Genomic DNA, 21,051 nt, shown 5'->3' on the forward strand with positions numbered 1-21,051 from the left:
CGATTAATCTTCAGCGATAGACGCTGGTGGCCAGTTTTCTAGGCGCATGCCCAGAGAAAGACCACGTGATGCAAGTACGTCTTTAATCTCAGTAAGAGATTTCTTACCAAGGTTAGGAGTCTTAAGAAGCTCAACCTCAGTACGCTGTACAAGATCACCGATGTAGTGAATCGCTTCTGCTTTCAAACAGTTAGCAGAGCGAACTGTTAGTTCAAGATCGTCTACAGGACGCAGTAGGATAGGATCAAATTCTGGCTTCTCTTCCTTCTCCTCAGGTACACGTACATCACGAAGATCTACGAACGCATCCAATTGCTCAGCTAGGATAGTAGCTGCGCGACGGATAGCTTCCTCAGGGTCTAGAGTACCGTTCGTTTCCATATCGATAACAAGCTTGTCTAAGTCTGTGCGTTGCTCTACACGAGCAGCATCAACAGAATAGGCAATCTTATCTACTGGACTGTATGTTGCGTCAACCAGTAGGCGGCCAATAGGACGCTCATCTTCTTCAGTATGGATACGAGCAGAAGCAGGAACATAACCACGACCACGTTCAACTTTGATACGCATAGCGATCTCAGCGTTGTCATCCGTTAGGTGACAAATAACGTGTTCAGGGTTAGTGATCTCTACATCACCATCATGGGTGATGTCACCTGCAACCACAGGGCCCGAGCCTGATTTATTCAGCGTAATAAACACTTCATCTTTGCCTTCGGCAACGCGTACAGCCAAACCTTTAAGGTTTAAAAGAATTTCAAGAATATCTTCTTGAACGCCTTCTTTAGTGCTGTATTCGTGTAGAACGCCTTCAATCTCAACTTCAGTAACCGCACAACCCGGCATAGAAGATAGAAGAATTCGACGAAGTGCATTACCAAGAGTATGGCCGAAACCACGCTCTAACGGCTCAAGAGTTACTTTTGCGTGTGTCGTGCTGATTTGTTCAATGTCAACAAGACGTGGCTTAAGAAATTCTGTTACAGAACCCTGCATTGTGTCCTCTCTTTAGTTTAAACCTTACTTAGAGTAAAGCTCGACGATCAATTGTTCGTTGATGTCAGCTGACAGATCAGAACGCTCAGGCTTACGCTTGAATGTACCTTCCATCTTGCCGCCATCTACTTCAATCCAAGTTGGTTTTTCACGTTGTTCAGCAACTTCTAGAGCTGCTTTAATGCGAGATTGCTGTTTAGCTTTCTCACGAATTGCAACAACGTCGTTCGCCGCTACTTTGAAAGAAGGAACGTTTACAACTTTACCGTTAACTACGATAGCTTTGTGGCTAACAAGTTGACGTGCTTCAGCGCGAGTAGCACCAAAACCCATACGGTAAACTACGTTATCAAGACGACCTTCAAGAAGTTGCAGCAGGTTTTCACCTGTGTTGCCTTTAAGGCGAGCAGCTTCTTTATAGTAGTTACGGAATTGTTTTTCTAGAACGCCGTACATACGACGAACTTTTTGCTTCTCACGAAGCTGAACGCCATACTCAGATAGACGACCGCGACGAGCGCCGTGTACACCTGGTGCGTTATCAATTTTACACTTGGTATCGATCGCGCGAACACCAGACTTAAGGAATAAGTCAGTGCCTTCACGACGGCTAAGCTTCAGCTTAGGACCCAAATATCTTGCCATGATTCTTCTCCAATTGTCCTAGAAACGTTATACGCGACGTTTCTTAGGTGGACGACAACCGTTATGAGGGATTGGTGTTGCATCAACGATGTTGGTGATGCGGTAACCAGCAGCGTTCAGTGCACGAACAGTAGATTCGCGACCTGGACCTGGACCCTTAACCATAACTTCCAAGTTCTTTAGACCGTATTCTTTAGCCATTTCAGCACAACGTTCAGCAGCAACCTGTGCAGCGAACGGAGTAGACTTACGAGAACCACGGAAACCTGAACCACCTGCAGTAGCCCAAGCTAGTGCGTTACCTTGACGGTCAGTAATGGTTACGATTGTGTTGTTGAAAGAAGCATGGATGTGCGCAACACCGTCTGCAACTTGTTTGCGAACGCGTTTACGCGCGCGAGTTGGTTGTTTAGCCATTGTACTCTACCTTCCCGATTATTTTTTGATCGGCTTACGCGGACCCTTGCGGGTGCGAGCGTTGGTTTTAGTACGCTGTCCACGTAGTGGTAGACTGCGACGATGACGAAGACCACGGTAACAACCAAGGTCCATAAGACGCTTGATGTTCATAGATACTTCACGACGTAGATCACCTTCTACAGTGTATTTAGCTACACCATCACGCAGTTGATCGATCTGTTCATCAGATAGTTCACTGATCTTAACATCTTCAGCAATACCCACTTCAGCTAGAATAGCTTTTGAGCGAGTCTTACCGATGCCGTAGATTGACGTTAGTGCAATCACAGCATGTTTTTGATCAGGAATGTTAATGCCTGCAATACGGGCCATTATTCACTCCAAAGTGTTTCATAAAAGAATTAGCCGCAGCAAAGCCCGTCTAGGATACGCTGCGGAGTACTACTTCTTTTGCACGCAAAAGGTAGGCCGAGAAATATACTCGACACTACCTTACATTTCAAGTAAAAATTTCTACTATTAGCCTTGGCGTTGTTTATGCTTTGGCTCACTGCAAATCACGCGAACGACACCGTTACGCTTGATTACTTTACAGTTACGGCAGATTTTTTTAACGGAAGCACGAACTTTCATTGCTAAACTCCGTAATTGAAATCTGAGGTTACCGCCGAATTAACGGCCATAGCCTTTCAGATTTGCTTTTTTCAACACAGAATCATACTGTTGGGACATCATATGAGTCTGTACCTGTGCCATAAAATCCATGATTACAACCACTACGATAAGTAGTGATGTACCGCCGAAGTAGAAACGTACGTTCCACGCGACCATCATGAACTCTGGGATCAGACAGATAAAGGTAATGTACAGTGCGCCCGCTAGGGTTAAACGTGTCATCACTTTATCAATGTATTTCGCTGTCTGCTCGCCTGGGCGGATACCGGGTACGAATGCACCAGACTTCTTCAAGTTATCTGCTGTTTCACGCGGGTTGAAGACCAACGCCGTGTAGAAGAAGCAGAAGAAGATAATCGCTGCAGCATAAAGCATTACATACAGAGGTTGACCTGGGCTAAGAGCCAAAGACACGTCAGTTAACCAACCGAACGCGCTGCTCTCACCGTTTTGACCAAACCACTGAGCCAATGTTCCTGGGAACAGGATAATACTTGATGCAAAAATTGCTGGAATAACGCCTGCCATATTAATTTTAAGTGGCAAGTGAGTGCTTTGCGCAGCAAATACTTTACGACCTTGTTGACGTTTTGCGTAGTTAACGACGATACGGCGTTGGCCACGTTCCATGAAAACAACGAAGTAAATAACTGCAAAAGCGAGTACAGCAATCAACAGCAGAAGAAGTACATGCAGTTCACCTTGACGCGCTTGCTCGATTGTTTGACCGATTGCCGAAGGCAATCCAGCAACAATACCTGCAAAGATCAGTACCGAAATACCGTTACCAATTCCGCGCTCTGTAATTTGTTCGCCTAACCACATTAAGAACATGGTACCGGTTACTAAACTTACGGTAGCAATTAGCGTAAACATGGTTTGGTTGATAACAACCAGATTATCGACCATGTTTGGTAGGCCAGTTGCAATACCAATAGCTTGGAATGTTGCAAGTACAAGCGTGCCGTAGCGTGTATATTGGCTTATCTTACGACGGCCTGCTTCACCCTCTTTCTTGAGTTCGGCTAACGCTGGATGAACTACAGTTAGCAGTTGGACAACAATTGACGCCGAAATATACGGCATGATGCCCAACGCTAATATAGACGCACGCTCAAGAGCACCACCGGAGAACATGTTAAACATTTCTACGATGGTACCTTTTTGCTGTTCGAACAAATCGGCAAGTACAGCAGCGTCAATACCAGGGATTGGTACGAATGAACCGGCGCGGAATACTAAAAGAGCACCTAATACAAACAAAAGGCGCGATTTAAGCTCCGCCAATCCATTTTTCGCACTACTAAAATCTTGTCCTGGTTTTTTAGCCATCTGTACCTTTCCTTCGAAGATTATTCTTCGATTTTACCGCCTGCAGCTTCGATTGCAGCTTTAGCGCCTTTAGTCACGCGTAGACCTTTAACAGTCATTGCTTTGTTAACTTCACCAGAAAGAACGATCTTAACGAACTCGATGTTCTTAGTGATTAGGTTAGCAGCTTTAAGGCTGTTTAGATCTACCACGTCACCTTCAACCTTCGCTAGCTCAGCTAGACGAATTTCAGCAGACACTAGGCTCTTACGAGAAGTGAAACCGAATTTAGGTAGACGTTGTTTCAGAGGCATTTGACCGCCTTCAAAACCTGGACGAACTTTACCGCCAGAGCGTGACTTTTGGCCTTTATGACCACGGCCGGCAGTTTTGCCTAGACCTGAACCGATACCGCGGCCTACACGCTTAGGAGCATGTTTAGAACCAGCAGCCGGTGATAGAGTATTCAAACGCATTTGTGATTACTCCTCTACTTTAACCATGTAGTAAACCTTGTTGATCATGCCGCGCACGCACGGAGTATCTTCAAGTTCTACTGTGTGGTTGATTTTACGAAGGCCAAGACCGCGCAAAGTAGCTTTGTGCTTTGGCAGACGACCAATTGAGCTTTTAGTTTGAGTTACTTTAATAGTTGCCATCGTGTGCTTACTCCGAAATAGATTCAACAGTTAGACCACGTTTAGCAGCAACCATTTCTGGTGACTTAACGCTACCTAGCGCATCGATCGTAGCACGAACGATGTTGATAGGGTTCGTAGAACCGTATGCTTTAGATAGTACGTTGTGTACACCAGCAACTTCAAGTACTGCACGCATTGCGCCGCCGGCGATAACACCAGTACCTTCAGCAGCAGGCTGCATGTAAACTTTAGAGCCCGAATGGCGACCTTTCACTGGGTGGTGAAGAGTACCTTCGTTAAGCGCGATCGTAGTCATGTTACGACGTGCTTTTTCCATTGCTTTTTGAATCGCTGCAGGTACTTCACGTGCTTTGCCGTAACCGAAACCTACGCGACCGTTACCGTCACCAACTACTGTTAGTGCAGTAAAGCTCATGATTCGACCGCCTTTAACCGTTTTAGAAACACGGTTAACTGCGATTAGCTTTTCTTGCAAATCATTCGCTTGAACTTGTTGTTCTTTAGCCATCTTCCAACCCTACCTTAGAATTTCAGACCAGCTTCGCGAGCAGAATCTGCTAGCGCCGCTACTCGACCGTGGTATTGGAAACCAGAACGATCGAATGCAACTGAAGTCACGCCTTTTTCAAGAGCGCGCTCAGCAACAGCTTTACCAACTGCTTTAGCTGCATCGATGTTACCAGTGTATTTCACTTGCTCACGGATCGCTTTTTCTACAGTAGAAGCAGCTGCGATAACCTCAGAGCCGTTTGCCGCGATAACTTGAGCGTAAACATGGCGAGGAGTACGGTGTACTACCAGGCGAGTTGCACCAAGTTCTGCAATCTTACGACGTGCACGTGTAGCACGACGGATGCGAGATGCTTTCTTATCCATAGTGTTACCTTACTTCTTCTTAGCTTCTTTGGTACGCACATTTTCATCTGCGTAACGAACACCTTTACCTTTGTAAGGTTCAGGAGCACGGTAAGAACGAATATCAGCCGCAACTTGACCTACTAATTGCTTATCGCAACCAGTAATAATGATTTCAGTTTGGCTTGGACATTCAGCTGTAATACCTGCAGGCAGTTCATGCTCAACAGGGTGAGAGAAGCCTAGAGTTAGACCTACAGCGTTGCCTTTAATAGCAGCACGGTAACCAACACCCTTAAGGGTTAGCTTCTTCACAAAGCCTTCAGTCACACCGATCACCATGTTGTTAACTAGTGCACGAGCAGTACCTGCTTGTGCCCATGCGTTTACAACACCTTCACGTGGACCGAAAGTAAGGTTGTTTTCTTCCTGAGCGATAACTACAGCGTTGTTTAGAACGCGAGTCAGTTCGCCTTTAGCACCTTTTACAGTAACTTCTTGGCCGTTTAGTTTCACCTCTACGCCAGCTGGAATAGCGACAGGTGCTTTAGCAACACGAGACATAGTCTACTCCTTAGGCAACGTAACAGATGATTTCACCACCAAGACCTGCTTTACGAGCAGCGCGGTCTGACATAAGACCCTTGGAAGTAGAAACGATAGCAACACCTAGACCACCCATTACAGAAGGAAGAGAATCTTTCTTCTTGTAAACGCGTAGACCTGGACGAGAAACACGCTTAAGTTGCTCGATAACTGGTTTAGCTTGGAAGTACTTAAGTGTAACTTCTAGCTCAGGTTTTACTTCGCCTTCAACAGCGAAGTCAACGATGTAACCTTCAGCTTTAAGTAGTGCAGCAATAGCAACTTTAAGCTTTGAAGAAGGCATTTTTACAGCAACTTTGTTTGCTGCCTGACCGTTGCGAACGCGGGTCAGCATATCCGAAATCGGATCTTGCATGCTCATAAGATTTACTCCAAATGATTAAGTGGCAATTACCAGCTAGCCTTACGAAGTCCAGGAATCTCGCCTTTCATGCAAGCTTCACGAACTTTAATACGGCTTAGACCGAACTTACGCAGGTAACCGTGTGGACGACCAGTTTGGTTGCAACGGTTGCGCTGACGTGATGCACTTGAATCACGTGGAAGTGATTGCAGTTTAAGAACTGCTTCCCAACGAGCTTCTTCAGATGCGTTTACATCGCTAATGATAACTTTTAGCGCAGCGCGCTTTTCAGCGAACTTAGCTACTAGTTTTGCACGTTTAGCTTCACGTGCTTTCATCGAATTTTTAGCCATAACAGTAACCCTTCACCTTACTTACGGAATGGGAAGTTAAAGGCAGCCAGCAGAGCTCGGCCTTCCGCATCTGTGCCAGCTGACGTCGTGATAGTAATATCAAGACCGCGTACACGATCAACTTTATCAAAGTCGATTTCCGGGAAGATGATTTGCTCGCGAACGCCCATGCTGTAGTTACCGCGTCCGTCAAAAGACTTAGCGCTAACACCACGGAAGTCACGTACACGTGGAAGAGCGATGTTAATCAAACGCTCAAGAAAATCCCACATACGTTCGCCACGCAAGGTTACTTTACAACCGATTGGGTAGCCTTCACGGATTTTGAAACCTGCAACAGATTTACGCGCTTTAGTGATAAGTGGCTTTTGACCAGAGATCGTTGCCATATCAGCTGCTGCGTTTTCTAGCAGTTTCTTGTCATTGATTGCTTCACCCACACCCATGTTTAGGGTGATCTTTTCGATTCTAGGGACTTGCATGACGCTTGTGTAGCTGAACTCTTTGGTCAGTTCAGCGACTACAGACGACTTGTAGTAATCATGCAGTTTCGCCATAGTAGAACTCCAAATTACTTAATTGTTTCACCGTTAGACTTGAAGAAACGCACTTTTTTGCCTTCTTCAAAACGGAAACCTACTCGGTCCGCGTTACCAGTTGCTGCGTTAAAGATTGCAACGTTAGAAGCATCAATTGCCGCTTCTTGCTCAACAATACCACCTTGGATATTTAGAGCAGGAACAGGTTTTTGGTGTTTCTTAACTAGGTTGATACCTTCAACAACAACTTTACCAGTTGTCAGAACCTTAGTTACTTTACCTTTCTTGCCTTTATCTTTACCAGCAAGAACGATTACTTCGTCATTACGACGGATTTTAGCTGCCATTATAGCGCTCCTTTACAGAACTTCTGGAGCAAGTGAAACGATCTTCATGAATTTATCTCCACGAAGTTCGCGTGTCACAGGGCCAAAGATACGTGTACCGATTGGTTGCTCAGTATTGTCGTTAAGCAATACACAAGCATTACGGTCGAAGCGAATGACAGAACCGTCTGGGCGACGAACGCCTTTACGGGTGCGCACTACTACCGCCTTCAGAACATCACCTTTCTTAACTTTACCGCGAGGAATTGCTTCCTTAACTGTAACCTTGATGACGTCACCGATATGTGCATAACGGCGGTGAGAACCACCCAGGACCTTAATACACATTACCTTGCGCGCGCCAGAGTTATCTGCAGCGTCAAGTGTACTTTGCATTTGGATCATTGTTAGTGCTCCGCTAAATATTAATAACTAGACCCATCACGGGTCGGGCTGCCTCTTTAAAAGGGACGCGAATTGTACCACCCTTTTTTGTGATTGGGTAGTCAAAAAATAAACGGCTCCAAAATATTTTTGGAGCCGTTTAGTTTCATAGAATTAGCTAAGGATTAACCTTTTGCTTTTTCTAGAACTGTTACCAATGTCCAAGCTTTAGTCTTAGACAGTGGACGACACTCTGCGATTTCAACTTTGTCGCCTAGGCCACAAGTGTTGTTTTCGTCGTGTGCGTGTACTTTAGTCGTGCGTTTAACGAACTTACCGTAAATCGGGTGTTTTACGAAACGTTCGATAGCAACTACGATAGACTTGTCCATCTTGTCGCTGATTACACGGCCTTGTTGAGTGCGTTTTACTTCGCTCATTATGCGCCTGCCTTCTCAGTCAAAACAGTTTTCACACGTGCGATATCACGGCGTACAGCTTTTAGAGTATGAGTTTGCTGAAGCTGACCAGTTGCAGCTTGCATGCGCAAGTTGAACTGTTCGCGTAGCAAATTCAATAGCTCAGCGTTAAGCTCTTCAACGTTTTTTTCGCGTAGATCTTGTGCTTTCATCACATCACCTGCTTAATTACAAATGTCGTCTTGAATGGCAGTTTACGTGCCGCTAGGCGGAACGCTTCACGTGCCAACTCTTCAGGAACGCCACCCATTTCGTACATAACCTTACCAGGTTGGATTTGGGCTACCCAGTACTCAACGTTACCTTTACCCTTACCCTGACGAACTTCAAGTGGTTTTTCTGTGATTGGTTTATCTGGGAACACACGGATCCAGATTTTACCTTGACGCTTAACGTGACGTGTCATTGCACGACGTGCTGCTTCAATTTGACGAGCAGTCAGACGACCACGGCCAACAGCTTTAAGACCGAATTCGCCGAAGCTTACATCAGTGCCTTTAGCTAGACCACGGTTACGACCAGTCATAACCTTGCGGAACTTAGTACGTTTAGGTTGTAGCATCTGTCAGCTCCTTACTTACGGCCTTTGCGCTGCTTCTTAGGCTTATCGCCTTTAGGCTCTACAGCGTTAGCTGCTGGCATGCCGCCTAGGATTTCACCTTTGAAGATCCAAGTCTTGATGCCGATCACACCGTATTGGGTGTGAGCCGAAGAAGTTGCGTAATCAATGTCAGCACGTAGAGTGTGTAGAGGCACACGGCCTTCACGGTACCACTCAGAACGTGCAATTTCAGCGCCGCCTAGACGACCGCTTACTTCCACTTTGATGCCTTGAGCGCCTAGACGCATAGCATTCTGTACCGCGCGCTTCATAGCACGACGGAACATAACGCGACGCTCTAGTTGAGACGCGATGCTGTCACCAACAAGTTGAGCGTCAAGCTCAGGCTTACGTACTTCAGCGATGTTAATTTGCGCTGGTACACCTGCGATTTTCGCTACAGCTGCACGTAGTTTTTCTACGTCTTCGCCTTTCTTACCGATAACTACGCCTGGGCGAGCAGTGTGAATAGTCACACGGATGCTCTTAGCAGGACGCTCGATAACGATACGTGATAGTGATGCTTTTTTCAGTTCGCTTGTAAGGAACTGACGCACCTTGAAGTCGCCGTCTAGGTTGTCAGCGAAATCTTTGGTGTTAGCAAACCATGTAGCATTCCAAGGCTTAACAATGCCTAGACGAATACCATTTGGATGTACTTTTTGACCCATTGCTTACTCTCCTAGTCTCTTAGCGATCTGCTACAACAATAGTGATGTGGCTTGAACGCTTCAAGATACGATCCGCACGACCTTTAGCACGAGGCATAATACGCTTCATGGTTGGGCCTTCATCTACGAAGATTTTAGCGACATTTAGATCGTCGATATCTGCACCTTCGTTGTGCTCCGCGTTCGCGATAGCTGATTCAAGAACTTTCTTGATTAGTTCAGCAGCTTTTTTGTTGCTGAACGTCAAGATTTCTAGAGCTTGATCAACTGATTTACCACGAATTTGGTCTGCTACTAAGCGAGCTTTCTGAGGAGAAATGCGAGCAAAGTTATGTTTAGCTAATGCTTCCATCATTTACTCCTTAACGCTTCTTAGCTTTCTTATCCGCAGCATGACCGCGGTAAGTACGAGTTGGTGCGAATTCGCCCAGTTTGTGACCGATCATTTCTTCAGTTACAAATACTGGTACGTGCTGACGACCATTATGGACAGCGATGGTCAAACCAATCATAGTAGGGATGATCATTGAGCGACGGGACCAAGTCTTAAGTGGCTTTTTGTCTCCGCTTTCCACCGCTTTCTCTACCTTCTTCAGCAAGTGTAGGTCAATAAAAGGACCTTTCTTGAGAGAACGTGGCATGGCGATTCCTCTTTATAAATTACTTATTACGACGACGTACGATGTACTTGTCAGTGCGTTTGTTCTTACGAGTCTTGAAGCCTTTAGTAGGCATACCCCATGGTGATACAGGGTGACGACCGCCAGATGTGCGACCTTCACCACCACCGTGTGGGTGATCTACCGGGTTCATTACTACACCACGTACGGTTGGACGTACGCCGCGCCAGCGTGAAGCACCAGCTTTACCAAGTTCGCGTAGCATGTGCTCAGAGTTGCCTACTTCACCGATTGTTGCACGGCCTTCAGACAATACTTTGCGCATTTCGCCAGAACGTAGACGGATAGTTACATATGAACCGTCGCGAGCAACGATTTGAGCATATGCACCAGCCGAACGAGCTAGCTGACCACCTTTACCAGGTTTTAGTTCAACGTTGTGTACAGTTGAACCCACTGGGATGTTACGCATTGGTAGAGTGTTACCAGCTTTGATTGGCGCATCTGGGCCAGACTGGATTGCATCACCTGCGTTAACACCTTTAGGTGCTAGGATGTAACGACGCTCACCGTCTGCGTACAGAACTAGAGCGATGTTAGCGCTACGGTTTGGATCGTATTCTAGACGTTCAACTTTCGCTGGGATACCGTCTTTAGTACGTTTGAAGTCAATCAAACGGTAGTGTTGCTTATGACCACCACCGATGTGACGTACTGTAATACGACCGTTGTTGTTACGACCGCCATTCTTAGAGTTTTTCTCTAGAAGTGGTGCGTAAGGCTTACCCTTGTGCAGGTCAGCATTAACAACTTTTACTACGTGACGACGACCAGGGGAAGTCGGCTTACATTTAACAATAGCCATTTCTCAACTACTCCTGTTATTCCGCGCCGCCAACAAAGTCAAGATCTTGACCTTCGTTCAAAGTAACGTACGCTTTCTTCACGTCTGAACGACGGCCTTGGCGCATACCTTGACGTTTGGTCTTACCCTTAGTGATAAGAGTATTTACAGACTTAACTTCAACTTCAAATAGCTTTTCTACAGCTGCTTTGATCTCTTTCTTAGTTGCATCTTTAGCTACTTTGAAAACGATAGTGTTCGCTTTCTCTGCTGCCATAGTTGCTTTTTCAGAGATGTGCGGAGCACGTAGAACTTTTAGGATACGTTCTTCAGTGATCATGCTAGCATCTCCTCAACTTGCTTAACTGCGTCTGCAGTCATTAATACTTTGTTGAATGCGATTAGAGATACTGGATCAATACCAGCAACATCACGTGCATCAACTTTGTATAGGTTACGAGCTGCTAAGAATAGATTTTCATCTACTTCGCCAGTTACGATTAGTACATCGTTAAGCTCAAGCTCTTTTAGCTTAGCTACTAGCTCTTTAGTTTTTGGAGCTTCTACAGAGAAGTTATCAACAACGATTAAACGCTCTTGACGAACTAGCTCAGAAAGAATGCTCTTCATAGCACCGCGGTACATTTTTTTGTTTACTTTTTGGCTGTGATCTTGAGGTTTCGCAGCGAAAGTAACACCACCCGAGCGCCAGATTGGGCTACGGATTGTACCAGCACGTGCACGGCCAGTACCTTTTTGACGCCATGGCTTAGCGCCACCGCCAGAAACTTCTGAACGTGTTTTTTGAGCGCGAGTACCTTGACGAGCACCTGCTGCGTATGCAACAACTACTTGGTGTACCAGAGCTTCGTTAAACTCACGTCCGAAAGTAGTTTCAGAAACAGTCAGTGCATCAGCACCTTTAACCATAAGTTCCATTACTTACTCCTGAGACGTTATGCTTTAATAGCTGGTTTAACGATCACGTTGCCGCCAGTTGCGCCTGGGACTGCACCTTTAATAAGAAGCAGATTGCGCTCAGCGTCAACACGTACGATCTCTAGGTTTTGAGTCGTTACACGCTCAGCACCCATGTGACCTGCCATTTTCTTGCCTTTAAACACGCGACCTGGAGTTTGACATTGGCCAATTGAACCCGGTGCACGGTGAGACAATGAGTTACCGTGAGTCATATCTTGAGTACGGAAGTTCCAACGCTTAACAGCGCCTTGGAAGCCCTTACCTTTAGATGTACCAGTAACGTCTACTTTTTTAGTTTCGTTGAATAGTTCAACTGTTAGCTCAGCGCCAACTGCAAACTCTTCACCGTTTTCCAAACGGAATTCCCAAAGACCACGACCAGCTTCAACACCTGCTTTAGCAAAGTGACCAGCTTCTGGTTTAGTAACGCGGTTAGCTTTCTTAGTTCCAGCTGTAACTTGAATTGCTGCGTAACCGTCAGTCTCAAGAGATTTAACTTGAGTTACACGGTTTGCTTCAACTTCAACAACAGTTACTGGGATAGAAACGCCGTCTTCAGTAAATACGCGGGTCATGCCCACTTTACGACCGATTAGACCAATCATTATTCTAATCTCCCTTAACCTAGGCTAATTTGAACGTCAACGCCTGCAGCTAGGTCTAGACGCATCAGAGCATCAACAGTTTTGTCTGTTGGCTCAACGATGTCGATTAGACGTTTGTGAGTACGAATTTCGTACTGATCACGTGCATCTTTGTTAACGTGTGGAGAGATAAGAACTGTGAAACGCTCTTTACGAGTAGGTAGTGGGATTGGACCACGAACCTGTGCGCCTGTGCGCTTAGCTGTTTCAACGATTTCCGCTGTAGAAGCATCGATTAACTTGTAATCGAACGCTTTTAGGCGGATACGGATACGTTGGTTCTGCATGAGACAGAGCTCCAATTATTTAATATTACACAAACAATATCGCCACTCAGACTCGCATAAGGCGAGAGAATGCCGATTGATTTATGTGAAACCGTAGCATCCAAGATTAGGACGCATTGTCAGTTAATTTTCGATTAACTACCCCAGCAAGCAGAGTCACCTCTGAACGCCGTTTACCTAAAGGAAAGGTACCTAATTGTATTAACCGCGAACATAAGCTGAGTCTACATTACCTGAAAATCGATACGACTCTCAGCTCCTCACCGCTCATTGGTTCACAACTGGCTTAACCAGTGGGAGGCATTATACAGATCACAGTTTTAACTTCAATACCCGAGTGAAAAATAAACGAAGGAAATTTTGAGTAGGTAAAATTTCCATCCTGGCCCGGAAAAAGAATAAAAAAAACGCAGACTGTTTACACACTCTGCGTTCTCTATATTGGCCACTTCCCCTCTATTTAGATTAGAGAGAGCAAGATTAACGAACCAATCGTTGGCGAACCGCTTCAAACAAGCAAACACCAGATGCAACCGATACGTTTAAGCTTGATACACTGCCTGCCATTGGGATCTTGATTAAGTCATCGCAAGTTTCGCGAGTTAGGCGACGCATACCGTCCCCTTCTGCACCCATAACGATAGCCAGTGGCCCGGTCAGTTTTGCTTGGTAGATATCGTGTGTTGCTTCACCAGCCGTACCCACAAACCAAACGCCCTTCTCTTGCAGCGCGCGCATGGTACGAGCAAGGTTAGTTACGCGAACAAGTGCCACTGTTTCTGCTGCGCCACACGCCACTTTACTTACCGTGGCATTCATCTGCGCTGACTTGTCTTTCGGTACGATCACTGCCGCCACACCTGCCGCGTCTGCATTACGCAAACATGCACCTAGGTTATGAGGATCAGTCACACCATCAAGCACCAACAATAATGGCGCTTCATGCTGAGCGATAATATCGTCTAAGTCATTTTCATTAAGTTGTTTAGCTGGCTTAACGCGCGCAATAACACCTTGGTGGTTAGCGCCTTGCGCTTTGTCATCCAGCGTTTTACGCCCCATTTGTTGAATCGAAACACCGCATCGTTGCAGTTCATTCAAAATAGGCATTAAGCGGTCATCTTGACGACCTTTAAGTACGTACGCTTCGATAAAGCGTTCTGGTTCACGTTCCAATACTGCTTTTACAGCATGGATGCCATAAAGAAATTCGTTACTCATTTTCTAAACCTGTTGTTGAATCGACTATTCGCTTTTGCTACTGCTGCGCTTTCCCTTTTTGGAATTGCTATGCGGTTTTTTCTTACGGGCTTTTTTCACCTTAGGCTTTGTCTCTTCACCCTTGGTTTCAATTTTTTCAGGTTTCTTTACCGGCTCAATTGCCGGTTTTGCTCGACGCTCTGTTCGAGCCCCTTCCGAACGACCGCCCGTCGCGGCACGCTTTTTAGCTTTGGCTTTTTGCTGAGCTTCAACCGCACGCTTTTTAGCCGTCTTGCCTTCGCCGCGTAGCTTACGGCTTGTTTCGGTTAATGCAAAGTCAATTTGACGGTCATCAAGGTTAACCGCTTGCACTTTTACTTTTACTGCATCACCTAGGCGGTAAATCGCGCCAAAGCTTTCACCGACAAGTCGTTGACCTACCGGATCAAAGTGGTAGTAATCATTCGCTAGAGATGAAATATGCACTAAGCCATCAATATGCAGTTCCGTTAAACGGACAAAGAAGCCAAAACTGGTTACGTTAGCAATGACGCCTTCAAGCTCATCACCAACATGGTCTTGCATGTATTCACATTTTAGCCAATCAGATACTTCACGAGTCGCATCATCCGCGCGACGTTCCGTCATCGAGCACTGCTCACCATAGAAATCCATGTCATCAAAAGAGTAGTGGTAACCACCGGTTGGCGTCCAACGATCTTGAGTACGACCTTCTTCTTTGGCGATCAGGTATTTAATCGCACGGTGCAATAGCAAATCTGGGTAACGACGAATCGGCGACGTAAAGTGCGCGTAGCGCTTCAATGCGAGACCAAAGTGACCGCCATTATCCGCGTTATATACTGCTTGCTTCATTGAGCGTAGCAGCATGGTTTGAATCAATTCTTTGTCTTGACGATCAGCAATCAGTTTAACCAGATCCGCATAATCTGTCGGTGACGGTTCTAAGCCGCCGTTAAGATGCAGACCAAGTTCTCCTAGGAAATCACGGAAACCTTGTAAGCGTAATTCGCTTGGGGTGTCATGCACTCGGTATAACGCCGCTTCTTTTGCTTTCTCAACCAGTGAGGCTGAAGCGATGTTGGCCAAAATCATGCATTCTTCAATTAACTTGTGCGCATCGTTACGAATCACCGGCTCAATGCGGTCAATCTTACGCTCTGCGTTAAAGATGAACTTGGTCTCTACCGTTTCAAATTCAATCGCACCGCGAGCATCACGTGCCGTCTTGAGTACTTTGTACATCTTGTGCAGTTCTTCAAGATGCGGAACAAGTGGTGCGTAACGTTCGCGTAGCTCTTCATCACCATCAAGTACTGCGCCAACTTTATTGTAAGTTAGGCGAGCGTGTGAGTTCATCACACCTTCATAGTGTTTGTAGCTTGATAGTTTGCCCGACACTGAAATCGTCATTTCACACACCATACACAAGCGGTCTACTTGCGGGTTAAGCGAACATAAACCATTTGAAAGTACTTCAGGCAGCATAGGAACAACTTGAGAAGGGAAATAAACCGAGTTACCACGGTTAATTGCTTCTTTATCAAGAGCCGTTTCAGGGCGAACGTAGTAGCTTACGTCGGCAATCGCGACCCATAAGCGCCAGCCGCCGCCTTTCTTCGCTTCACAGTAAACCGCATCATCGAAGTCACGCGCATCTTCACCATCAATAGTCATCAATGGCAATTGACGTAAATCGACACGGCCCGCTTTCGCTTCTTCTGGTACTTCTTCGCCCAGATGTTCAATTTGCTTGTCGACCACTTCTGGCCACTCGTGTGGAATTTGGTGAGTACGAATCGCAATTTGCGTTTCCATACCCGGTGCCATTTTTTCACCCAACACTTCGACAACTTGGCCCATCATGCCACGAGAGCGCGTGCCACGGTCGGTAATTTCGATGACAACAACGTTACCCATACGAGCCGTTGATTTATGCTCATTTGGGATCAAAATGTCTTGGCAAATACGTGAATCGTCAGCCACAACATATGAGTAACCATACTCTAGGAAAAAGCGGCCAACAATTTGTGTTTTGCGCTCTTCTAGAACTCGAACTAGACGGCCTTCCTTGCGACCACGCTTCGAGTTATCCGTCGGTTGCACTAAAACAAAATCACCATGGATGATGTTTTTCATCTGATGGTGAGGCAACACGATGTCATTGTCTTTGCCTGTGCTGCCCTCAGGGCGAACCCAGCCATGTCCATCTTTATGGCCAATGACATAACCTTTAATCATTTCTAGCTTTTCAGGCAATGCATAGCACTGACGGCGAGTAAAGACGAGCTGTCCATCACGCTCCATCGCACGGAGACGACGACGTAGGCCTTCGTATTGCTCCTCTCCTTGAAGTTTTAGCGCTTCAAACAGGTCATTGCGGTTCATTGGAACACCGGCCTGTTTCAAGAACTCGAGAATGAACTCACGGCTTGGAATAGGATTGTCGTAATTTTGAGATTCACGATCAGCAAACGGATCGTTTTGAATTTGGTCTGACATAAGCAAGCCCAACTATAGCAAGGAAGGTATAGGGCTAGTATATCCGAGTCCCAGCTTAAGCTACAGTAAAGTGGTTACAAAAAGACTAAATAGATTCGAACTTCTCATAACTTACCGGCGCTCAGTAAACGGAATGCACACCCGCTTCGAGCGTATTTGAACGCCTTTCACCGCGCGGAATTACCGATAAAAACAGCGCCAAGATTGGTCAAAATTAACCTCACAACCAAAAAATGATCTAGATCACATTTACATGCAAACAACAAAGCAAACGTTTGCAATAAGGTCGGCTTGTTGCGATATTCTGCGGCAATTTCCTATCTCCCCCTTTTTAGGTTTGGTTATCTCTATGAAACGCACTCTATTAGCAACCGCGATTGCAAGCTTAGGTCTATTCTCTGCTTTTTCTCATGCGGCAGAACACGCTGATTTAATCATCACTGACGCAATGGTTCTGACTATGAACCAAGATAAAACCGTTTATGAAAACGGTACTGTGGTTGTGAAAGACAATAAAATCATCGCGGTTGGCGACGAGTCTTTAGAGAAAAAATATAAGGCTGATAACGTTCTTGATGTCGATGGTGACATCGTGATGCCAGGTCTTATCAATACCCATACTCACGTTTCAATGACCGTATTCCGCTCACTAGCGGATGACGTGCCAGATCGTCTGCACCGTTATATTTTCCCACTGGAAGCGAAATTGGTGTCACGTGACATGGTTCGTATCGGTGCGAACCTTGGCAACGTTGAGATGCTAAAAGGTGGCGTAACGACTTACGCAGACATGTACTACTTTGAAGATGAAGTCGCAAAGACTGTCGATAAGATCGGTATGCGCGCAATCCTAGGCGAAACCATCATCAAGTTCCCAGTTGCGTCAGCAAAAAATGCCGATGCTGGTATCGAATACACGCTGAACTTTATTGAACAATATAAAGATCACCCACGTATTACCCCTGCTTTTGCTCCACACGGCCCATACACCAACACCACTGAAACCCTACAGAAAGTGGCAAAGCTTTCTCTAGAAAAAGGCGTTCCAGTGATGACGCACCTAGCAGAATCAGATCGTGAGCAAGAAGTGATTGCAGAACGTTCTAACGGCTTATCACCAGTGGCTTACATGGAAAGCATTGGCGCGCTGAACAAAAACTTAGTCGGCGCACACATGATCCTCGTTGATGACAACGATATCGAACTCGTGAAAAAATCTGACATGGGCGTAGCACACAATATGAGTGCTAACATCAAATCAGCGAAAGGTGTCTCGCCTGCCCTGAAAATGTACGACGAAGATGTTCGTATCGGTCTTGGTACCGACGGCCCAATGTCAGGCAACACACTAAGCACGATTGATGAGTTCAACCAAGTGGCGAAAGTTCACAAGCTAGTGAACCAAGATCGCGCGGCGATGCCACCACTAAAAGTGATCGACATGGCGACGATGGGTGCGGCGAAGGCACTGCATATGGAAGACAAGATTGGTTCTTTAGAAGTGGGTAAGCTCGCTGATATCATCGTAATCGATACCAAAGCACCAAACATGGTACCGGTTTACAACCCTTACTCAGCTTTGGTTTACTCAGCAAACTCAGCAAACGTGCGTCACTCTATTGTGCACGGTAAGTTGCTGATGAAAGATCGCCAAATCTTAACGGTTGATGAAGACCAAATTCGTAAAGAAGCACTTGAGTTTACAGACATCGTGCGTAAAACCGTTATCGAATCAGGTGAAGTGGTTCAATAAGGTTGACTAAAAAAGACAATGCCCAGCTTAGGCTGGGCATTTTTGTATGTGCCTATTGAAAGGGCTTTAAGAGTATCGCTTTCACGACTGATTACCAGAAGGTATCACGACGCTTAGCGCGAGCAATAATATTCTCTGGCATACGGCGTTCTAGTCCCGTACGCAAACGAGAAATTCGCTTATATTGACGCTGATCTGCCGTCACGGAATTATAAAGCCAGCGATAAGCATCTTCGTAATCAAGCGGGCTACCATAATCACGCAGCAGCAATTCTGCCAAGTGGATACGAGCGTTTAAGTTCCCCATCGCGGCGGCTTCACGCAAATAAGGAATGGCGCGTTCTTTATCTTGTTGCACCAACGTGCCACGTGAATAGTAACGACCTAATTGCTCCAAAGCAGAGGGCAAGCCTTGATGGGCCGCATTTTCCATATAATAGAGGCCGAGCTCAACATCTTGCTCAACACAAACACCCCACGCGAGCATGTCCCCATATAAAAACTCATACGAAGGTAAGCTGATGCGAGTAGCACGCGCCACAATATCTTCCACCAACTGGCAATTGTCTGCTTTGACTTGCTCTAAATGTTTGTTCTGATCGATCAGTTTAATAAGTTCAGCTTCGGTATAAATTGGCACTGGCTCGCCAATGTCAGCTGCACTTGCAAAACTGAATGATGAGCTTAGCACCAGTATTAACGAAGCTGCTACTGTTCGTAGCTTCATACTTGCACTCTTTGCTGAATCTGTCATACATCGTTAACCCACCATCGACACGATGGACTCTATTGGCGGGCTTGATATCAATATCGGCAAAATCACAAAATTCTTTAGTCAAAAGTTGCCGTAAGTTGGCAATAATTTGCCACCAAAAATCCAAATGTGATCACAGCAGCAAACACAATAATCCTAACGAGTATTCAACATCATTTCGTTAAGACATAAAAAAAGCCGACACGATGTGTCGGCTTCTCTTCAATCTATAACGCTATCAATTAAGCTTCAAACGGGTGAACTTTGATGATAGTTTCGTTACGATCTGGACCAGTTGAGATGATGTCTACTGGTACGCCAGTTAGCTCTTCAATACGCTTGATGTAATCTAGAGCAGCTTGTGGAAGCGCGTCGATAGATTTAGCACCAAAGGTGTTTTCAGACCAACCAGGCATAGTTTCGTAAATTGGCGTCGCTTTATCAAATGATTCAGCAGCCATTGGCGAAACTTCTAGTACAGAGCCGTCGTCCATCTTGTAACCAGTACAGATTTTCAGCTCTTCTAGGCCATCTAGTACGTCTAGTTTAGTTAGACAGAAACCAGTGATTGAGTTGATTTGAATCGCGCGACGCATCGCAACAGCATCAAACCAACCAGTACGGCGTAGACGACCCGTCGTTGCACCAAATTCATGGCCAACAGTACCTAGGTGCTTACCAACTGGATCTTGCTTATCTAGACCATCGTATAGCTCAGTCGGGAATGGACCTGAACCAACACGAGTACAGTATGCTTTCGCGATACCTAGGATGTAACCTAGGTGACGAGGACCAAAACCAGAACCTGCAGCAACACCACCAGCAGTCGTGTTAGAAGACGTTACGTATGGGTAAGTACCGTGGTCGATATCAAGTAGTGTACCTTGTGCGCCTTCGAACATGATCTTGTCGCCACGCTTACGCGCTGCATCTAGTTCGTCAGTTACGTCGATAACCATTGATGTTAGTAGATCAGCATAGCCTTTCGCTTGCTCAAGTACTTCTTCGTAGCTTACTGCGTCCGCTTTGTAGTAGTTCACTAGTGCGAAGTTATGGTATTCCATTACTTCTTTTAGTTTCTCTGCAAAAGCTTCCATGTCGAATAGGTCGCCAACGCGTAGACCGCGACGAGCAACTTTATCTTCATAAGCAGGACCGATACCACGACCAGTCGTACCAATTGCTTTTTTACCACGAGCGATTTCACGCGCTTGGTCTAAAGCAACATGGTAAGGAAGAATTAGAGGACATGCTTCAGAAATGAAAAGACTGTTACGAACTTCAATGCCGCGCTCTTCAAGAGGCTTCATTTCTTTAATTAATGCGTCAGGTGATAGAACTACACCGTTGCCGATAATGCATTTAACATTATCGCGAAGGATACCTGAAGGAATTAAGTGAAGAACGGTTTTTTCACCGTCGATTACAAGTGTGTGACCTGCATTGTGACCGCCTTGATAGCGAACCACGTATTTTGCATCTTCAGTTAAAAGGTCTACGATTTTACCTTTACCTTCGTCACCCCATTGGGTGCCTAGAACGACTACGTTATTTCCCATCTTTCCAAGTCTGATTGCTA

At 45.8% G+C, this 21,051-nt stretch carries 32 protein-coding genes; 1 reads left to right on the forward strand and 31 read right to left on the reverse strand.

What is annotated here, in order from left to right; translation table 11 throughout:
• Positions 1–3 precede the first annotated feature (3 nt).
• The 29 genes from OJ16_RS10630 to rnr all read right to left on the reverse strand — a co-directional run bounded on the left by OJ16_RS10630 (position 4) and on the right by rnr (position 16,965).
• Positions 4–996, reverse strand: coding sequence for a DNA-directed RNA polymerase subunit alpha (locus OJ16_RS10630; protein WP_005597091.1), 993 nt, complete (start codon positions 994–996; stop codon positions 4–6).
• A gap of 24 nt (positions 997–1,020) precedes the next feature.
• Positions 1,021–1,641, reverse strand: a complete 621-nt coding sequence (gene rpsD / locus OJ16_RS10635) for a 30S ribosomal protein S4 (protein ID WP_040990280.1) — start codon at positions 1,639–1,641, stop codon at positions 1,021–1,023.
• Between the two features lie 27 nt (positions 1,642–1,668).
• Positions 1,669–2,058: a 30S ribosomal protein S11 gene (gene rpsK, locus OJ16_RS10640; protein ID WP_005597095.1), complete on the reverse strand. Its 390-nt coding sequence runs from the start codon at positions 2,056–2,058 to the stop codon at positions 1,669–1,671.
• An 18-nt stretch (positions 2,059–2,076) separates the two neighbouring features.
• On the reverse strand, positions 2,077–2,433 hold the full coding sequence (rpsM, locus tag OJ16_RS10645) for a 30S ribosomal protein S13 (RefSeq protein ID WP_005597097.1): 357 nt from the start codon (positions 2,431–2,433) through the stop codon (positions 2,077–2,079).
• Positions 2,434–2,580: 147 nt separating this feature from the next.
• Complete coding sequence (rpmJ, locus tag OJ16_RS10650; RefSeq protein ID WP_000868186.1) at positions 2,581–2,694, reverse strand: 50S ribosomal protein L36; 114 nt, start codon at positions 2,692–2,694, stop codon at positions 2,581–2,583.
• A 39-nt stretch (positions 2,695–2,733) separates the two neighbouring features.
• The gene (gene secY / locus OJ16_RS10655; protein ID WP_005597099.1) at positions 2,734–4,068 is read right to left on the reverse strand and encodes a preprotein translocase subunit SecY; all 1,335 of its coding nucleotides are present in this window, start codon (positions 4,066–4,068) and stop codon (positions 2,734–2,736) included.
• 20 nt (positions 4,069–4,088) lie between these two features.
• Positions 4,089–4,523 (reverse strand): 50S ribosomal protein L15, encoded by a 435-nt coding sequence (rplO, locus tag OJ16_RS10660; RefSeq protein WP_005597101.1) that lies wholly within the window; start codon positions 4,521–4,523, stop codon positions 4,089–4,091.
• A gap of 6 nt (positions 4,524–4,529) precedes the next feature.
• Positions 4,530–4,706 carry a 50S ribosomal protein L30 gene (gene rpmD / locus OJ16_RS10665; RefSeq protein ID WP_000201159.1) on the reverse strand — a complete coding sequence of 59 codons (177 nt, stop codon included), beginning with the start codon at positions 4,704–4,706 and terminating at the stop codon, positions 4,530–4,532.
• A gap of 7 nt (positions 4,707–4,713) precedes the next feature.
• Entirely contained in the window at positions 4,714–5,217 is a 504-nt protein-coding gene (gene rpsE / locus OJ16_RS10670; RefSeq protein ID WP_005597103.1) for a 30S ribosomal protein S5, read from the reverse strand.
• A gap of 14 nt (positions 5,218–5,231) precedes the next feature.
• Positions 5,232–5,585 carry a 50S ribosomal protein L18 gene (gene rplR, locus OJ16_RS10675; RefSeq protein WP_005597104.1) on the reverse strand — a complete coding sequence of 118 codons (354 nt, stop codon included), beginning with the start codon at positions 5,583–5,585 and terminating at the stop codon, positions 5,232–5,234.
• Positions 5,586–5,594: 9 nt separating this feature from the next.
• Positions 5,595–6,128, reverse strand: a complete 534-nt coding sequence (gene rplF, locus OJ16_RS10680) for a 50S ribosomal protein L6 (RefSeq protein WP_040990461.1) — start codon at positions 6,126–6,128, stop codon at positions 5,595–5,597.
• 10 nt (positions 6,129–6,138) lie between these two features.
• Complete coding sequence (gene rpsH / locus OJ16_RS10685) at positions 6,139–6,531, reverse strand: 30S ribosomal protein S8 (RefSeq protein WP_040990463.1); 393 nt, start codon at positions 6,529–6,531, stop codon at positions 6,139–6,141.
• Between the two features lie 29 nt (positions 6,532–6,560).
• Positions 6,561–6,866, reverse strand: coding sequence for a 30S ribosomal protein S14 (rpsN, locus tag OJ16_RS10690; RefSeq protein WP_005597110.1), 306 nt, complete (start codon positions 6,864–6,866; stop codon positions 6,561–6,563).
• Between the two features lie 17 nt (positions 6,867–6,883).
• Entirely contained in the window at positions 6,884–7,423 is a 540-nt protein-coding gene (gene rplE / locus OJ16_RS10695) for a 50S ribosomal protein L5 (RefSeq protein WP_005597112.1), read from the reverse strand.
• Between the two features lie 14 nt (positions 7,424–7,437).
• Positions 7,438–7,752: a 50S ribosomal protein L24 gene (rplX, locus tag OJ16_RS10700; protein WP_040990466.1), complete on the reverse strand. Its 315-nt coding sequence runs from the start codon at positions 7,750–7,752 to the stop codon at positions 7,438–7,440.
• A gap of 12 nt (positions 7,753–7,764) precedes the next feature.
• Positions 7,765–8,136, reverse strand: coding sequence for a 50S ribosomal protein L14 (gene rplN / locus OJ16_RS10705; RefSeq protein WP_004745883.1), 372 nt, complete (start codon positions 8,134–8,136; stop codon positions 7,765–7,767).
• 164 nt (positions 8,137–8,300) lie between these two features.
• On the reverse strand, positions 8,301–8,555 hold the full coding sequence (rpsQ, locus tag OJ16_RS10710) for a 30S ribosomal protein S17 (RefSeq protein ID WP_040990470.1): 255 nt from the start codon (positions 8,553–8,555) through the stop codon (positions 8,301–8,303).
• On the reverse strand, positions 8,555–8,746 hold the full coding sequence (gene rpmC / locus OJ16_RS10715) for a 50S ribosomal protein L29 (protein WP_004736737.1): 192 nt from the start codon (positions 8,744–8,746) through the stop codon (positions 8,555–8,557). Before rpmC ends, rpsQ begins: the two co-directional genes overlap by 1 nt.
• A complete protein-coding gene (gene rplP, locus OJ16_RS10720; RefSeq protein WP_006714819.1) occupies positions 8,746–9,156 on the reverse strand; it encodes a 50S ribosomal protein L16 in 411 nt (136 codons plus the stop codon). The genes rpmC and rplP overlap by 1 nt, the downstream gene beginning before the upstream one ends.
• An 11-nt stretch (positions 9,157–9,167) precedes the next feature.
• Positions 9,168–9,866 (reverse strand): 30S ribosomal protein S3, encoded by a 699-nt coding sequence (gene rpsC, locus OJ16_RS10725; RefSeq protein WP_040990477.1) that lies wholly within the window; start codon positions 9,864–9,866, stop codon positions 9,168–9,170.
• 19 nt (positions 9,867–9,885) lie between these two features.
• Positions 9,886–10,218 (reverse strand): 50S ribosomal protein L22, encoded by a 333-nt coding sequence (gene rplV, locus OJ16_RS10730; protein ID WP_005597124.1) that lies wholly within the window; start codon positions 10,216–10,218, stop codon positions 9,886–9,888.
• 10 nt (positions 10,219–10,228) lie between these two features.
• Complete coding sequence (rpsS, locus tag OJ16_RS10735) at positions 10,229–10,507, reverse strand: 30S ribosomal protein S19 (protein WP_011078827.1); 279 nt, start codon at positions 10,505–10,507, stop codon at positions 10,229–10,231.
• Between the two features lie 19 nt (positions 10,508–10,526).
• A complete protein-coding gene (rplB, locus tag OJ16_RS10740; RefSeq protein ID WP_006714818.1) occupies positions 10,527–11,351 on the reverse strand; it encodes a 50S ribosomal protein L2 in 825 nt (274 codons plus the stop codon).
• 16 nt (positions 11,352–11,367) lie between these two features.
• A complete protein-coding gene (gene rplW / locus OJ16_RS10745) occupies positions 11,368–11,670 on the reverse strand; it encodes a 50S ribosomal protein L23 (protein WP_040990484.1) in 303 nt (100 codons plus the stop codon).
• Complete coding sequence (gene rplD, locus OJ16_RS10750; RefSeq protein WP_005597132.1) at positions 11,667–12,269, reverse strand: 50S ribosomal protein L4; 603 nt, start codon at positions 12,267–12,269, stop codon at positions 11,667–11,669. The genes rplW and rplD overlap by 4 nt, the downstream gene beginning before the upstream one ends.
• 17 nt (positions 12,270–12,286) lie before the next feature.
• Entirely contained in the window at positions 12,287–12,916 is a 630-nt protein-coding gene (rplC, locus tag OJ16_RS10755) for a 50S ribosomal protein L3 (RefSeq protein ID WP_005597133.1), read from the reverse strand.
• A gap of 14 nt (positions 12,917–12,930) precedes the next feature.
• Positions 12,931–13,242, reverse strand: coding sequence for a 30S ribosomal protein S10 (gene rpsJ, locus OJ16_RS10760; protein WP_001181007.1), 312 nt, complete (start codon positions 13,240–13,242; stop codon positions 12,931–12,933).
• A gap of 480 nt (positions 13,243–13,722) precedes the next feature.
• Positions 13,723–14,463 (reverse strand): 23S rRNA (guanosine(2251)-2'-O)-methyltransferase RlmB, encoded by a 741-nt coding sequence (rlmB, locus tag OJ16_RS10765; protein WP_040990507.1) that lies wholly within the window; start codon positions 14,461–14,463, stop codon positions 13,723–13,725.
• A gap of 24 nt (positions 14,464–14,487) precedes the next feature.
• The gene (gene rnr / locus OJ16_RS10770; RefSeq protein ID WP_040990509.1) at positions 14,488–16,965 is read right to left on the reverse strand and encodes a ribonuclease R; all 2,478 of its coding nucleotides are present in this window, start codon (positions 16,963–16,965) and stop codon (positions 14,488–14,490) included.
• Positions 16,966–17,308: 343 nt separating this feature from the next.
• Between rnr and OJ16_RS10775 the strand changes: the two genes are divergently transcribed.
• A complete protein-coding gene (locus tag OJ16_RS10775; protein WP_040990637.1) occupies positions 17,309–18,718 on the forward strand; it encodes an amidohydrolase in 1,410 nt (469 codons plus the stop codon).
• A gap of 91 nt (positions 18,719–18,809) precedes the next feature.
• Here the strand turns inward: OJ16_RS10775 and motX are convergent, their stop codons facing one another.
• Positions 18,810–19,445 carry a flagellar protein MotX gene (gene motX, locus OJ16_RS10780; protein WP_040990511.1) on the reverse strand — a complete coding sequence of 212 codons (636 nt, stop codon included), beginning with the start codon at positions 19,443–19,445 and terminating at the stop codon, positions 18,810–18,812.
• 269 nt (positions 19,446–19,714) lie between these two features.
• The gene (locus tag OJ16_RS10785) at positions 19,715–21,031 is read right to left on the reverse strand and encodes an adenylosuccinate synthase (RefSeq protein ID WP_040990513.1); all 1,317 of its coding nucleotides are present in this window, start codon (positions 21,029–21,031) and stop codon (positions 19,715–19,717) included.
• Positions 21,032–21,051 lie beyond the last annotated feature (20 nt).

It is taken from the genome of Vibrio renipiscarius (assembly GCF_000827885.1).
GTDB classification, from domain to species: domain Bacteria; phylum Pseudomonadota; class Gammaproteobacteria; order Enterobacterales; family Vibrionaceae; genus Vibrio; species Vibrio renipiscarius.